Origin of the sequence: Rhizobium sp. CB3060 (assembly GCF_025200735.1) — a bacterium.
GTDB lineage: Bacteria > Pseudomonadota > Alphaproteobacteria > Rhizobiales > Rhizobiaceae > Rhizobium.
Genome location: NZ_CP104158.1, coordinates 946,617 through 961,616, shown reverse-complemented (window position 1 = coordinate 961,616; position 15,000 = coordinate 946,617). Strand labels below are relative to the sequence as shown.

The following is a 15,000-nucleotide window of genomic DNA, read 5'->3' as shown; positions in this document are numbered from 1 at the left end:
TTGGATATCAAGACATCAATGACACTTAAGATTTTACCCAACGACGATCTTGAACGCGCGATTTCTGCCGGTGCGAATTCCAATCTTTGGAAATCCCTTGGCGACGATCCTGCCTTCGAAATTCGATTCGCACCGGTCCGGAAAAGGCTTGTCGTTATTCATATAGCCAGCACCGATGAAGCCATCGACCCGAAGTTCTACGTCAATCGCGGTCGCGGCTTTCGGGAAAAGGATGCGGTCACGCTGTCGGCGGGGAGACGCTTCATTATTACGGCGGATGTGGGAGCCGTCGGAACCATCTGCTCGCTGCGCGCCGACCCCGCAAGTTTCCCCATCACCTTCAGCTTCGACGTTGCTGCCTTTTCTTCGGCGAAATCGGCCGAGAAGCATATTTCAACTCTGCTCGGCACACATGGGCAGGCAGAGCGGGTCGATCTCGGCAAACTTGCGCAATATTGGACGAAAATGCCGAAGCTGCCCTTCGGCAAGCGTTCGCCGAGCGCGGCGATACAATATGCGGAGGCGAGCTATCGGCTTGCTGCCGATCTTGCAGCATCACCCGTTTCCTCGACGGCGGGAGTGTGGCTCAGCGTTGTCGTTCCGGTCTACAACGCTCCCTCACGCTATCTCGACGATCTCATAAGCTCCTTCGAAGCACAAAGCGAAGCGGGTACGGAACTCATTCTGAGTGACGACGGCTCGACCTCGCCGGAAACGCGGCGATGGTATGAGACGCAAAAATCGAGGAACAACGTCCGTTTCGTTCTGAACGAGAAAAACGGCGGCATAGCGATCGCGACCAATGCCGGGCTTTTGCAGGCGCGCGGCCTGTGGGTCGCTTTGCTGGACCATGACGACGTGATCGCTCCTCACGCCTTCAAAGTCGTGCGGCATACGTTGGAGCAGAACCCCAATGCAAACTTCCTCTATACCGACGAACTGGTTGTCGACGATAGGCTGAAACCCAAGGGCTTGATGTTGAAGCCGGCCTATGACCCCGTTCTTCTGACGGGCGTCAACTACATCAACCATTTCTCCATCTACCGCCGCAGCCGGCTTCACGAGATCGGCTATCTCCGCACCGGATACGACGGTTCGCAGGACTATGATCTCCTGCTGCGCTATCTGGAAGGGCTGCCCGACAATACCGTCCTTCACCTGCCCTACCCCGCCTATTGGTGGCGGCGCAACGGCCACACCTATTCGCGGAAATTCATGGATGCCGCGACCGCCAATGCCAGGAAGGCGATCGTGGAACGATTTGAGCGTCAAAAGCAGCCCATTCATGTCGAGGAGGCCTTGACGAATACCCTGCATCGCGTGGTGTTCGAACGTTCGGAGACTTCATGGCCGAAGATCTCCATCATTATTCCCAGCAAGGATAGTTTCGACCTGATTTCCCGCGTTCTGAAGGATATCTTCGAGCAAACGGACTATGACAATTTCGAAGTGCTGATCATCGACAACGGTTCTTCGGACAAGGCCGTGCTGGACCTTTACGAGCACTACCGCGAAACGCAGCCGACGTTTTCCGCGACGATCACGCCCGAACCCTTCAATTTCTCCCGTTCGATCAATCGCGGTTTGCGCGCCGCCAAAGGCGAGCACTATCTGATCCTCAACAATGACGTCGAGATTATCGAGCCGGGCTGGCTGAAGGAGATGGTGGCCTGTCTCGCTTTCGAAAAGACCGGCATTGTCGGCGCCAAGCTTCTCTATCCGAACGACAAGATCCAGCATGCCGGCGTCCTCGTCGGCTTCGGCGGACTGGCGGGTCATTGGTACATGAACAAGCCCCGGGATTTCGGTGGCCCGATGAACAGGCTGCATGTCCGCAATTCGATGAGCTGTGTGACCGGGGCGGTGATGCTGATTTCCGGCGACTGTGCCGAAGCAATCGGCACGTTCGACGAAGAAAATTTCGCCGTCGCCTACAACGACGTCGACTATTGCCTGCGCGCCCACAAGGCCGGGTTTCGCATCATATGGACGCCATTCGCCTGCCTTTACCACCATGAATCGGTTTCACGGGGATCGGACAAATCGGGAGAACGGAAGAAACGATTTGAACGGGAGAAAGACAATCTGCGCCGGCTGCATGGGACGCAGACGTTTGAAGACCGCGCGATCAATCCAGCCTATAGCCGCGATAAATCAGACCCGAAGATCTTGATGCCAACGAAGCTGCGCATTCCATCGATGTAAGGTCTCGGCTGCTATCCCATCCAAACCACCGCGAGCCGCTTTTATCCGCGATATTGCTCTTCGGTTACATATTCCATCCAGTCGGCGGCCTTGCCGTCCTGCATTTCCTGAATGGCGATATGCGTCAGCGCGGTGTCCGGCCCGGCGCCGTGCCAATGCTTTTCGCCCGGGGCAAACCAGAGCACATCGCCGGCATTGATCTCGCGGATTTCGCCGCCCCAGCTTTGCGCAAGTCCCCTGCCGGAGGTCACCACCAGTGTCTGCCCGAAGGGATGTGTATGCCAGGCTGTGCGGGCGCCAGGATCGAAGCTGACATTGACCACCTGAACACGGGCCGGTGCCTGCGCCTGCATCAATGGTTCCTGGCGCACGCTGCCGGTAAAATACTCGGCCGGCGCATTGAAGGACGGACGCGATCCATTGGGCTTGATCTCCACGGCGTTTCTCCTGCTTCCACCAGCGCAGCGCCTGCCGCGCCTCGTTCTCTGCCGCAAGCCTATGCCATTCGATGACGTCATCCAAGCGACAACGCCGATGTCGGCGCTTTACAGTTGGATCAGGTCCAAGTCCTTGCCGATCTCCCGTTTGGCAATCTCGACCAGGCTCATTTCATGGGTGAAGAGAATAGTCTGGAAACGCTCCGCCGTGCCGGCGAGCGCCTTCAGGCCGGCGCTGGCGCGGTCATCGTCGAAGGTCTGGAAGATGTCGTCGACGATCAACGGCGCGGGCTCGTTGCGGGAGGAATAATCTTCGAGGAAGGCGAGCCGCAGCGCCAGATAAAGCTGATCGCCGGTCCCCTCGCTCAAGCCATCCAGCGGCACGCGCTCGCCACCTGAGCGCTCCGCCAGCAGTTGCAGCGCATCCCTCTCGTCATGTTCCTCGACCAGTCGCGCGAAGCGGTGGCCGGTCAGCAAGGAGAACAAATCCCCTGCCCGCTTGATGACCGGATCGGCCTGCCGCTCGCGATAGGCCTCCATCGAGCTTGCCAGCATCCGTGCCGCGAGTTTCAGCACCACCCATTGCCGCGCAAGGTCCTTGGCCTCCTGCTCGGCGGAGAGCTTCTCGAAGACGGCATGTTCGGCGCTGACACCGGTTTCCAGCGCACGCTGCTGGCGCTGGTTTTCCGCGTGGCGCGCCACCAGCTCGCCATGGGCGGTGAATTGCCGGAGATCTTCGGCGGTCAGCCGCTCGATTTCCAGCTCCGCGGCGATGCGCTCGAAGCCGGCGAGCTGCGCGCGGCTCTCATCCTCGCTGCCGCCATCGGCCTGCTGGCGGAAACGGTCGCGGCTTTCCATCAGCCTCGTGTTCAGCCGGGCACGTTCGCGCAGGCGCGACAGCAATGCCGGCAGATCGGCATCCTCGGGCAGATCGGCAGTCAGACGAGCAAGATCAGCCACCACCGTTGCAAGCGCGTCACTGCAGCGGAGGGCCTGTGCCTCGGCGCGCTGACGCTCCTCATCGAGCTGGTCGCGCTTCTTCTGCTCACCGCGCGCCCCATTGGCACGAGCGTGCAGCGCCTCGGCCGCGGCGTCCGGCGGCAGGTGGTCGAGTTCATAGCCGGCGGTTGCGGCAAGTGTTGCAAGCCGACGCTCGAAATCGGCCATGTCGCGGCGCATGCCGCTGACACGGCGTTGACGATTGTCATGCTCCGCCAAGACATCCGGCAGTTCCATCCATGCCTTCAAGGCAGCGGCAGCCATCTCCAGCGTCGCATCTGCGGGAAGACCGAACGGGAGGACAGCTTTACCAAACGCGTCGCGCCAACCGGCCTGCCGCCGCTCGATATCTTGGCTCTGTTCACCAAGACGCGTCAGCCGGTCGCGCGCCGAGGCGATCTCGCCTTCGCGCGTGCGACTTTCATTCCAACGCTCCGAAAGCAGGCGAAGATGTTTTCGCAACCCTTCCGCCATGGCGCCTGACGGTAGCCGGCCGCTCTTATAGCCGGTGGCGTCGGCGATATCTTTTAGCGCCGGAGACACACGCGCTTCGGCACGGGCAGCTTCATCCCGCTCGTCCACCAGATCGCGCAGAGCCCGACGCTCGCGGAACAACCCTTCAACCGCGCGCCGCCATTCCAGCATGGCCGCTGGATCGAGCGCGGCGATACCGCAGGGCTCGAAGAGCGCGGCAAAGGTGGCGAGCGCTTTTGCGGATTTCTCTTCGCACTGTTGCAGTCGCTTTGCGGCCGCCTCACGCTCCTGCTGCAGCCGCGCGCGGCGCAATAGATTATCCGCATGGCGAGAAACACGGTCCGCATCACTCAGCGCCGCATCGGCCAGCCGATCCGCTTCCGCAAGGCTCGTCGTGAACCTGGCGATGGCTTTTCCATCGGGAGCCGGTCCACCATCCGCCAGCCCGTCGCGGATCGATTGCCATAGGCCATCGCGAGCATTGCGTGCGCCGGCGATCTGTTCACGTGTGACGATCGGGCCCGTGCGCTCAGCATCCTCCAGCGCCTGCTCGATCTCAGCCAACTGCTCATCATGGAGGCGCACCTTGTCGGACGCCTCACGCAGGCTGCCGCGGGCAGCATCGATAGCCTCGCGATGCGTGGCGATCTCGGCACTGTCCGGCAGCGGCGCGGAAAATAGCGCCTCGACATCGGCAACAGGAGGACGCAGGCGGGCAGCGGCCTCGCCAAGGTCTGCCTCGGCACGGCGGATATGCGTCTCCAACGCGTCGAGACGGGCAAGAGCGGTTAGATCACCGGTCAGTGACTCCAGTTGGTCGACGTGGGGCCGGGGATCGATCAAACGGCCGGCAAGGCCATCCCTCTCCAGCGCCACGAGCTGCCCGCGCTCGCTGTCCAATTGCTCTGCAATTGCCTGGGCACGGAGCAGCAACCGCCTGCCCTCTTCCACCAGTTCCGAGAGGCGCGCGCGGTCGGCATCGCTCGGTTGCCGTTTTTCCAATTGCGCAACATCTGAAAGGCCGAGGCGGCGGGCAAGCTGTGCGAGCTCCGCATCATAGCTCGCCAACTCCTGATCGACACGCGGCAGGTCATGGCGCTGGCTGCGATAATTGCCGCTATCGGCAAAAAGCTGCGTGATGTCGTTCGATATCCGCAGCAGCGTTTCGTCTATCTCAATCAGCGACAGCTCTTCGCCGGTGCGTGCGGCCAATTGCTGGGCACGGCGCAGCTCGTCCTCGGCGGCGCGCTTGTCGCTCAGGCTTCGCTCCAGTCGATCCGCAAAATTGTCCGGTAAAACCGAGAGATCAGCGAGGCGGTCGAGAGCTGCGATCTCGCCATCGATTTCGGCCAGCAGCGGCTGCAGCGTCTTCAATCTCTGCAGCCGGTCTAGCGCCTGACGCGTCTGGCGACGCAGGTCCTGCAGGCGCTCCAATTCGCCTTCCAATTCGACGGCTTCCGCCAGCAACTTCTTCCAGTCACCGGATTTGAGCTCATTGTCGCGTTCGGCCCTACGGGCCTCGTCATGGCGGTCCAGAGCGCGGTAGAAACTGCGATCCTTCGACCGCCGCTGGGCATAGATGCCGTCCGCTTCACCATCGAGAGACTGCCGCAGCCGCGACAGGCCGGTGAGGCCCGAGGCGGCGGAAAACAACAGGCTGCCGATCTCGCCGCCGCTGCGCAGCATGGCCGTCGCGCCTTGCCGCAATCGGAGAGAATCGAGCCCGAAAGCGCGCTCGAAGACATCGCGGCTCAAATGGCCGAGGAACGGCGCCAAGGCATCTTCCGCAAGTGGCCCCTCCTTGTCGTCGGGGGCGAGCAGAGTGTTCTTGCGCCCGCGGCGGCGGCGGAAAGCCAGCGACGCACCATCCCGCGCGCTGATTGCAGCGCCGACACGAAGGCTCGTCGGCTCATGCAGGAAGCTTTGTTCGGCGGCAACGGGAAAGCCGAAAAGCAGATCCGAAATGGCACTGAGCGCCGAGGATTTCCCCGCCTCGTTCGGCCCATAAATCACATGCAGTTTCGCACCTGCACGAAAATCGAGCGTGCGGTCGGTGAGCGCGCCGTAGCGGAGAATGTCGAGCCGATCGAAGCGCATGGGTCAGCCTGCCCCCTGCCCGCGCGCCAGCAGCAATTGCCGCGCCTCCTCGATCAGCATCTCGATGGTGTCGTCAAGCGGCAACTCCGCTGCGCCGAGGCCGGAGGGCAAGCGCATCGCGATTTCGCCAACGAGCCTTTGCGCTTCCGCGACGATATCCGCATCACCGGCATGTTCGGCCAGCAATTGGCCGAGATCGAGCGTGCCGTTGGCCTCGACAGCGCTTGCGACAGGTGGCTCCAGGCGCAGTTCTAGCTTCTCCAGCCAGATATCCTCATGCACGCGATGGCAGGCGGCCTCGACCTCGTCGCGCCATTGCCGGCGATTGGCGGCAATGGCGCCCTGCAACGGCGTGATGCCCGATAGCCGAACGCGCAGCGCCGTCATGCGTCCCGCCATGTCACCGGCAAGTGGCTGCACCGCCTGCTCGACGCGGCGCAGGATTGCGGCCTGATCGTCCTCGGGATCGACGGCAATATCGGCCTGCGCAAACCGCGCCTCGTCGACGATCAAGCGTTCGTGGCTGACGCAGCCTTCCTCGACCGTGACCAGCACGGCGCCCTTTGCCCCGCGCTCGCGAATGCTGCGGCCCTGCAGGTTGCCCGGAAAAACCACCAGCGGGTCGTTTGCCACCACCTCATAGTCGTGCACGTGGCCAAGCGCCCAATAATCGTAACCGCGCGAACGCAGATCATCGACCGAACACGGCGCGTAAGGCGCGTGCGGCTCGCGGCCGGTGAGCGAGGTATGGAGAATGCCGATATTGAACCAGCCGGACACGGGCGCCGGATAGGCAAGCGCCAGATTATCGTTGGCAGAGCGCTCGGCAAAGCCCTGCCCGTGCAGCGCTACCTGCAACCCATCCAGCCTGACGGAGCCGGGCTTGTTGGTCGGGAATTCATGGACATTGGCTGGCAGGGTAATGGTCTTGGTGATGACGCTCGCCGCGTCGTGATTGCCGCGTAGCAGATAGACCCGGATGCCGGCCCGCTCCAGCCGCGCCATTTCCCGATTGAAGAACAGGCCGATCTTGTTGTCCTTCCAATCGCCGTCATAGACATCGCCAGCGATAAGGAAGAAATCGACCGCTTTCTCGATCGCCAGCCCCACCAGCGTCGAAAAGGCCTTGCGGCTCGCTTCCACGAAGACGGCGGCGATAGCAGCATCTTTCAACGCCAGCCCCTGAAAAGGACTGCCGAGATGCAGATCGGCGGCGTGGATGAAACTGAAAGAGGGCATAAGCTCCGGTCATCGTCAGATATCTGGCACCTTCTTTTTACGGAAATACGGGGCCGATGAACACCATGCGGGAGAGGTCATCCAACGCTTTCATCTATTGCCGGGTCCTGTCATGCTCCTATGTCACGCGATTGCGATCTTGCAATGTCGCCCCAGGCTTGTCCGCACTCTGAGCGGCTGGTAGTGCCTTGGCATTTCATCACGAACGGAGACAATTCCATGAAACACGATGCTTTTGGCCGCACGCCCTTTATCGTTACAAATGTCGGCTTCGGCGCCTGGCAAATCGGCGGCGCCTGGGGTGATGTCAGCGAGGCGGACGGCCGCGCCGCCTTGAATGCTGCGCTCGACGCCGGCATGACCTTCATCGACACGGCCGACGTCTATGGCGACGGCCGCTCAGAAAAGATCATCGCAGACGTGTTGAAGGCGCGCGGCGGCACGCACCCGATGGTCGCGACCAAAGCCGGCCGTCGACTCAACCCGCACGTCGCCGACGGCTATAACAAGGCCAATCTCGAAGGCTTCATCGACCGCAGCCTGAAAAACCTCGGCGTCGACAGCCTGGACCTCGTGCAGTTGCATTGCCCGCCGACAGAGGTGCTCTACCGCCCCGAAGTCTTTGCCGGCCTTGACGAGCTACAGAAGACCGGAAAGATCAAGGGCTACGGCGTCAGCGTCGAGAAAGTCGAGGAGGCGCTGAAGGCGATCGAATATCCGGGCGTGCTCAGCATCCAGATCATCTACAACATCTTCCGCCAACGCCCGGACCACCTGTTCTTCAAGGAAGCCAGGCGCAAGAACGTTGCGGTCATTGCCCGTGTGCCGTTGGCCTCCGGCCTGCTTTCCGGCAAGATCACCCGCGATACCCAGTTCGCCAGCGACGATCATCGCAACTTCAACCGCCACGGCGAGGCCTTCGATGTCGGTGAGACCTTTGCCGGCGTTCCTTTTGAGGTCGGCCTGCAGGCGGTCGAAGAAGTGCGCAAGCTGGTTCCGGCGGGCGCCAGCATGGCAGCGTTCGCACTGCGCTGGATCCTGATGAGCGAAGCAGTCACCGTCGTCATCCCCGGTGCGCGCAATGCCGAGCAGGCCAGAGCCAATGCGGCAGCCGCCAATCTTGCGCCGCTTTCGGCCGATGTCATGGCGGCAACGCGCGAGATCTACGAACGTCTGATCGCCCCGCACGTTCATCACCGCTGGTAACGATAGGAGTTTCTAGGAAAACGCATGGCCGGGTGCAGATCCGGCCGCAGATTTTTTGTCCCAACGCTTCTTTGATCGCCCTCTGGAATTCCGAGCCTCCACTACGCCAGCAATTGAGATTGCCGGGCAGCGAAAGTGGTGCATAAATCACGATCGGACATCAGGAAATGGGGGCTACAAGCACCCTCCAGGCGGGATAGGGAATTGATATGATTGTTCGTTCTTGGCGGGCCGTTGCTGGCTCTGACGAGGTGCTGGCAGCTTATGCGAAGCATCTTGAGACGACCACCTTTGTTGAAATGGCGCTGCTTCCCGGCCATCTTGGGGCGACCCTCGCCCGCAGGGTTCGTGGCGAGAACAATGAGCTGGTGGTTATGAGCTTTTGGGCCGATATGGCCTCTGCCGGTCACTTTGGCAAAGGTGATTTTGACGATGCGGTGGTGAAGGCAAGTACCCAGAAGCTTTTGCGCTCCTTCGATTTGAAGGTCGAGTATTTCGAGACCGTGGTTTCGACCGGGCTCGTCTCCGGTCATGATCGCCCCCGCAGCGGCGAGTAGAGTTGGCGTACCTAGCCGAAAATAGTCATTGGTGGCATTGCTACAAAAAAGGGGGTCCGAAATGCTTCGAACCCCCTATATCCTCCGCCACGGAGCAAAAGCCCCAATAGGCGGGTGAAAACGGATCAGCCGTTGACGGCGTCCTTCAGGCCCTTGCCGGGCGTGAACTTCGGCACGTTACGAGCCGCGATATCAACTTCAGCGCCGGTGGACGGGTTACGGCCCTTCGTAGCTGCACGGTGGGAAACGGTGAAGCTGCCGAAACCTGCGAGACGAATGTCGCCGCCCTTCTTCAGTTCAGACTGGACGGTATCGAAAACAGCGTCAACAGCGGAAGCAGCGTCAGCCTTCGTAATACCGGCCTTCTCGGCCACTGCGGACACGAGCTCATTCTTATTCATGTTTCCACCCCTTTCTACTGGTATGAAACGACTCATCTTGTAAGCGGGGCGCAGAATACGAGTGCTCTAGCCCGCCGCAACCCCCAAAAGCCCTGCAAATCAAGGAAAAGCAAGCGCTGTCAAAAGCTTTTCACAAAAAAGACCGGCATTTTGCCGGTCTTTTCTGGTTTCATGTCAATTCGGCGCAAATGAGGCTCAACCACGCCTAGTGCGCGATGGCAGCACCCACATCGTCGACGCCTTCAACCGTTGCGATCACGGGCGTTTCAACGGTGCCATCCCACTCGATCGGCTCCGGTCTGCGGATCAGCGCATGCTTGATCACCTCGCCCATGCGCGATACCGGAACGATCTCCATGTTGTTCTTCACGTTGTCCGGAATCTCCGCCAGATCCTTGGCGTTTTCCTCCGGAATCAGCACCTTCTTGATGCCGCCGCGAAGTGCAGCAAGCAGCTTTTCCTTCAGGCCGCCGATCGGCAGCACGCGGCCACGCAGCGTGATTTCACCGGTCATGGCGACATCCTTGGAAACGGGGATGCCGGTCATGATCGAGACGATGGCGGTCGCCATGGCGACACCAGCCGAGGGACCATCCTTCGGCGTCGCACCTTCCGGCACGTGCACGTGGATGTCGCTCTTGTCGAAGAGCGGCGGCTGGACGCCGAAATCGACGGCGCGCGAGCGGACATACGAGGCCGCCGCGGAAATCGATTCCTTCATGACTTCCTTCAGGTTGCCGGTGACCGTCATGCGGCCCTTGCCCGGCATCATCACGCCTTCGATCGTCAGCAACTCGCCGCCGACTTCCGTCCAGGCGAGACCGGTGACAACGCCGACCTGATCGTCGCGTTCCGCTTCGCCATGGCGGAAGCGCGGAACGCCGAGATATTCGTCGATATTCGCAGCGGTGACCGCGACGGACTTGGCCTTGCCCTTGATGATCTCGGTGACCGCCTTGCGGGCGAGCTTCATCAATTCGCGCTCGAAGTTACGCACGCCGGCTTCGCGGGTGTACTGCTGGCTGATCGCCATCAGGGCGTCGTCGCTGACCGAAAATTCATTCGGCTGCAGCGCATGTTCCTTGATGGCCTTCGGCAGCAGGTGCCGCTTGGCGATTTCGCGCTTCTCGTCTTCGGTGTAGCCGGCGATACGAATGATTTCCATGCGGTCCATCAGCGGCGCAGGGATGTTCAGCGTGTTCGCCGTCGTGATGAACATCACGTCGGACAGATCGTATTCGACTTCCAGGTAGTGATCCATGAAGGTCGAGTTCTGCGCCGGGTCCAGTACTTCCAGCAGGGCCGAAGACGGATCGCCGCGGAAATCCATGCCCATCTTGTCGATTTCGTCGAGCAGGAAGAGCGGGTTGGACTTCTTGGCCTTCTTCATCGACTGGATGACCTTGCCGGGCATCGAGCCGATATAGGTGCGGCGGTGACCGCGGATTTCGGCTTCGTCACGAACGCCGCCAAGCGCCATGCGGACATACTCACGGCCGGTCGCCTTGGCGATCGACTGCGCGAGCGAGGTCTTGCCGACGCCCGGAGGGCCAACGAGGCAAAGGATCGGGCCTTTGATCTTCGTCGCGCGCGCCTGGACGGCCAGATATTCGACGATGCGCTCCTTGACCTTGTCGAGACCGAAATGATCCGCTTCAAGGATCTTCTCGGCATTGTTCAGATCGGTCTTGATCTTCGACTTCTTGTGCCAGGGGATGCCCAGCAGCCAGTCGAGATAGTTGCGCACGACGGTGGCTTCCGCCGACATCGGGCTCATCTGACGCAGCTTCTTCAGCTCCGCATCGGCCTTTTCCTTGGCTTCCTTGGAGAGCTTCGTCTTGGAGATGCGCTCTTCCAGTTCGGCCATCTCGTCGCGGCCTTCTTCGCCGTCGCCGAGTTCCTTCTGGATCGCCTTCATCTGCTCATTCAGGTAGTATTCGCGCTGGGTCTTCTCCATCTGGCGCTTGACGCGCGAGCGGATACGCTTTTCGACCTGCAGAACCGAAATCTCGCCCTCCATGAAGCCGAGCGCCTTTTCGAGGCGGCCCTTGACGCTGGTGGTTTCCAGCATTTCCTGCTTCTCGGTGATCTTGATCGACAGATGCGAAGCGACGGTATCGGCGAGCTTCGAGTAGTCGTCGATCTGGCTGGCGGCGCCAACCACTTCCGGCGAAATCTTCTTGTTAAGCTTCACGTAGCTTTCGAATTCCGAAACGACCGAGCGGCTCAGCGCTTCCAGTTCGACCGGATCTTCATTCGGCTCATTCAGGACATGGCCGAGGGCCTCGTAAAAATCCTCGCGGCCCGTATAAGTGTCGATCTCTGCGCGTGCCCGGCCCTCGACCAGCACCTTGACGGTGCCGTCTGGGAGCTTCAGGAGCTGCAGCACATTGGCTACCGTGCCGACCCTGTGGATTGCGTCCGGGGCGGGATCATCGTCGCTGGCATTGATCTGGGTGACGAGCATTATCTGCTTGTCGGACCCCATGACCTCTTCCAGCGCGCGGATGGACTTCTCCCGTCCGACGAACAGCGGCACGATCATGTGGGGGAAAACCACGATGTCGCGCAATGGCAATACCGGATAGGCAATGCTCTCATTTGCCGCAGACGTTTTCTTAGTCATGTCATTTCCTTTCCGTCGTCCCGTTCCCGGGCTCTTCTGCCGGCATGGGGGGAATTAGCCGGCTCTCTCACTTGGGTTAGAAGTGGAGCTTCACATCATTCATTTCAAGTCGCGCAAAACGCGCTGCAGGGTGGCGAAACGCGCATGTCACGAGGAGGAACGCAACAACAAATACCGGGCCACGGCTACTCGAACATTGCCGGCAACACGGGCCCCACAAGGACCGAAGCCGGACGCAAAATCATATCCGCCGAGGATTCCCAGAATCACGCCATCATGGCCGCGGCAAGCGCTCTTCACAACCGGTTTCGTCGGCGTTCCAATAAGCTTATCCCGGACTTTATCAGGAAACTGTACGATTTTTCAAATAGAAAGGGGCCCGTCAACGACGAGCCCCTGATTTCAACCGCAAATCCGGCAATTAGGCAGTGGCGTTTGCCTTTTCTTCCTGCCGGTCGGCATAGATGTAGAGCGGGCGGGCGGAGCCGCGAACGACCTCTTCGGAGATGACCACTTCGCGAACACCTTCCAGCGCCGGCAGATCGAACATGGTGTCGAGCAGGATCTTTTCCATGATCGAGCGCAGGCCGCGAGCGCCGGTCTTGCGCACGATCGCCTTGCGGGCGATTTCGCGCAGCGCATCTTCGTGGAAAGTCAACTCGACATCTTCCATCTCGAACAGGCGCTGATACTGCTTGACGAGCGCGTTCTTCGGTTCCGACAGGATCTGGATCAGCGCATCCTCGTCGAGGTCTTCCAGCGTCGCCAGAACCGGCAGACGGCCAATGAACTCCGGGATCAGGCCGAACTTGACCAGGTCTTCCGGCTCCAGTTCGCGCAGCACTTCGCCGACGCGACGGTCATCCGGTGCCTTGACAGCGGCGCTGAAGCCGATCGAGGTCTTTTCGCCGCGGGCGGAGATGATCTTGTCGAGACCGGCAAAAGCGCCGCCGCAGATGAACAGGATGTTCGTGGTGTCGACCTGCAGGAATTCCTGCTGCGGATGCTTGCGGCCACCCTGGGGAGGAACCGAAGCGACCGTGCCTTCCATGATCTTCAGCAGCGCCTGCTGCACGCCTTCGCCCGAAACATCGCGGGTGATCGACGGATTGTCCGACTTGCGCGAGATCTTGTCGACTTCGTCGATGTAGACGATGCCGCGCTGAGCGCGCTCGACATTGTAGTCGGCAGCCTGCAGCAGCTTCAGGATGATGTTTTCGACATCTTCGCCGACGTAACCGGCTTCGGTTAGCGTCGTGGCGTCAGCCATGGTGAACGGCACGTCGATGATACGGGCCAGCGTCTGTGCGAGGTAGGTCTTGCCGCAGCCGGTCGGGCCGACGAGCATGATGTTCGACTTCGCCAGTTCGACATCGCCGTTCTTCGACGCATGCGCGAGACGCTTGTAGTGGTTATGAACTGCCACTGACAGGATCTTCTTCGCCTGCCTCTGGCCGATGACGTATTCGTCGAGAACCTTGATAATATCCTGCGGTGTCGGCACGCCGTCACGGGATTTCACCATCGAGGACTTGTTCTCCTCGCGGATGATATCCATGCAGAGCTCGACGCATTCATCGCAGATGAAGACGGTCGGTCCGGCAATAAGCTTCCGGACTTCATGCTGGCTCTTGCCGCAGAATGAACAATACAGGGTATTCTTGGAGTCGCCGCCGTTGCTGCCGCTGACTTTGCTCATATCATTTTCCTTCCAGCACGCCGCTGATTCCCAGATTGAAATCGCGGTCCACTCAATGCGCCCACCGGACCTGCCCCTCGTTTATCAGCAGATCGCGGCGCTCTTCGGGGTACTGAACGTAGCCCAGACAACATATCCGGGCTGCGGTGGCAACGAATCCCCCTTCGAATGCCGAATGCTATGTCATAAAATCGCTACATAGCATTAATGCTTACTATTACCGTGTTCTACACCACATTAAACCCCTATTCGATCACAAATGGGATAGAACTGTGGCGTAGAAGACACCGCCCGTGGATAACTCAGGCGGGGGTTTCACCTTCCATTTCAGTACGAGACGTCAGCACCTTGTCGATCAGACCCCATTCCTTCGCCTCATCGGAGGACATGAAATGGTCACGATCGAGCGTTTGTTCAACCTCTTCGTAAGTCCGGCCGCAATGCTTGACGTAGACTTCGTTCAGGCGGCGCTTCATCTTGATGATGTCGCGGGCGTGACGCTCGATGTCCGAAGCCTGACCCTGGAAGCCGCCGGAAGGCTGGTGAACCATGATGCGGGAATTCGGCGTGGCGAAACGCATGTCCTTGTCGCCGGCCGCAAGCAGCAGCGAGCCCATCGAGGCGGCCTGGCCGATGCAAAGCGTGGATACGGCGGGCTTGATGAACTGCATGGTGTCATAGATTGCCATGCCGGCGGTGACAACGCCGCCCGGGGAATTGATGTAGAGCGCGATTTCTTTCTTCGGGTTTTCCGCCTCGAGGAAGAGAAGCTGGGCGCAGACCAGCGTCGCCATTTGATCTTCGACCGGGCCCGTCAGGAAGATGATGCGTTCCTTCAGCAGGCGAGAATAGATGTCGTAAGACCGTTCCCCGCGGTTGGTCTGCTCAACAACCATCGGCACCAGAGCCATAGCTGTATCGACTGGATTTCTCATGTGCGTCCTTTACCAAGCTTGCCCCGGCGGCGAAAACGCCGGGAATCGAATAAAATCCCTTACCCTACATAGAGTGTCACTGCCCTGCACTTCAAGACGCGCGAAAGGATAACGTCAAAAAGGCC

The 15,000-nt window shown here is 60.2% G+C and carries 10 protein-coding genes; 3 read left to right on the top strand and 7 right to left on the bottom strand.

Going from position 1 to position 15,000, the window contains the following annotated elements; genetic code table 11:
• Positions 1-18 precede the first annotated feature (18 nt).
• On the top strand, positions 19-2,205 hold the full coding sequence (locus tag N2601_RS04740) for a glycosyltransferase family 2 protein (protein ID WP_104822670.1): 2,187 nt from the start codon (positions 19-21) through the stop codon (positions 2,203-2,205).
• 41 nt (positions 2,206-2,246) lie between these two features.
• Here N2601_RS04740 and N2601_RS04735 read toward each other — a convergent pair whose 3' ends face one another.
• The 3 genes from N2601_RS04735 to N2601_RS04725 form a co-directional block, all read right to left on the bottom strand.
• Complete coding sequence (locus tag N2601_RS04735; RefSeq protein WP_104822669.1) at positions 2,247-2,642, bottom strand: (R)-mandelonitrile lyase; 396 nt, start codon at positions 2,640-2,642, stop codon at positions 2,247-2,249.
• Positions 2,643-2,750: 108 nt separating this feature from the next.
• Positions 2,751-6,212: an ATP-binding protein gene (locus tag N2601_RS04730; RefSeq protein WP_104822668.1), complete on the bottom strand. Its 3,462-nt coding sequence runs from the start codon at positions 6,210-6,212 to the stop codon at positions 2,751-2,753.
• Between the two features lie 3 nt (positions 6,213-6,215).
• On the bottom strand, positions 6,216-7,451 hold the full coding sequence (locus tag N2601_RS04725; protein WP_104822667.1) for a metallophosphoesterase family protein: 1,236 nt from the start codon (positions 7,449-7,451) through the stop codon (positions 6,216-6,218).
• Positions 7,452-7,670: 219 nt separating this feature from the next.
• Between N2601_RS04725 and N2601_RS04720 the strand changes: the two genes are divergently transcribed.
• Both N2601_RS04720 and N2601_RS04715 read left to right on the top strand, forming a co-directional pair.
• Complete coding sequence (locus N2601_RS04720) at positions 7,671-8,657, top strand: aldo/keto reductase (protein ID WP_104822666.1); 987 nt, start codon at positions 7,671-7,673, stop codon at positions 8,655-8,657.
• 209 nt (positions 8,658-8,866) lie between these two features.
• Positions 8,867-9,214: a hypothetical protein gene (locus tag N2601_RS04715; protein ID WP_104822665.1), complete on the top strand. Its 348-nt coding sequence runs from the start codon at positions 8,867-8,869 to the stop codon at positions 9,212-9,214.
• A gap of 125 nt (positions 9,215-9,339) precedes the next feature.
• Here the strand turns inward: N2601_RS04715 and hupB are convergent, their stop codons facing one another.
• The 4 genes from hupB to clpP all read right to left on the bottom strand — a co-directional run bounded on the left by hupB (position 9,340) and on the right by clpP (position 14,875).
• Positions 9,340-9,615 carry a DNA-binding protein HupB gene (gene hupB, locus N2601_RS04710; protein WP_104822664.1) on the bottom strand — a complete coding sequence of 92 codons (276 nt, stop codon included), beginning with the start codon at positions 9,613-9,615 and terminating at the stop codon, positions 9,340-9,342.
• A 205-nt stretch (positions 9,616-9,820) separates the two neighbouring features.
• Positions 9,821-12,241 (bottom strand): endopeptidase La, encoded by a 2,421-nt coding sequence (gene lon / locus N2601_RS04705; protein ID WP_104822663.1) that lies wholly within the window; start codon positions 12,239-12,241, stop codon positions 9,821-9,823.
• A gap of 421 nt (positions 12,242-12,662) precedes the next feature.
• Complete coding sequence (clpX, locus tag N2601_RS04700; RefSeq protein WP_028753990.1) at positions 12,663-13,940, bottom strand: ATP-dependent Clp protease ATP-binding subunit ClpX; 1,278 nt, start codon at positions 13,938-13,940, stop codon at positions 12,663-12,665.
• A 302-nt stretch (positions 13,941-14,242) separates the two neighbouring features.
• Entirely contained in the window at positions 14,243-14,875 is a 633-nt protein-coding gene (gene clpP / locus N2601_RS04695; RefSeq protein WP_104822662.1) for an ATP-dependent Clp endopeptidase proteolytic subunit ClpP, read from the bottom strand.
• Positions 14,876-15,000: the final 125 nt, after the last annotated feature.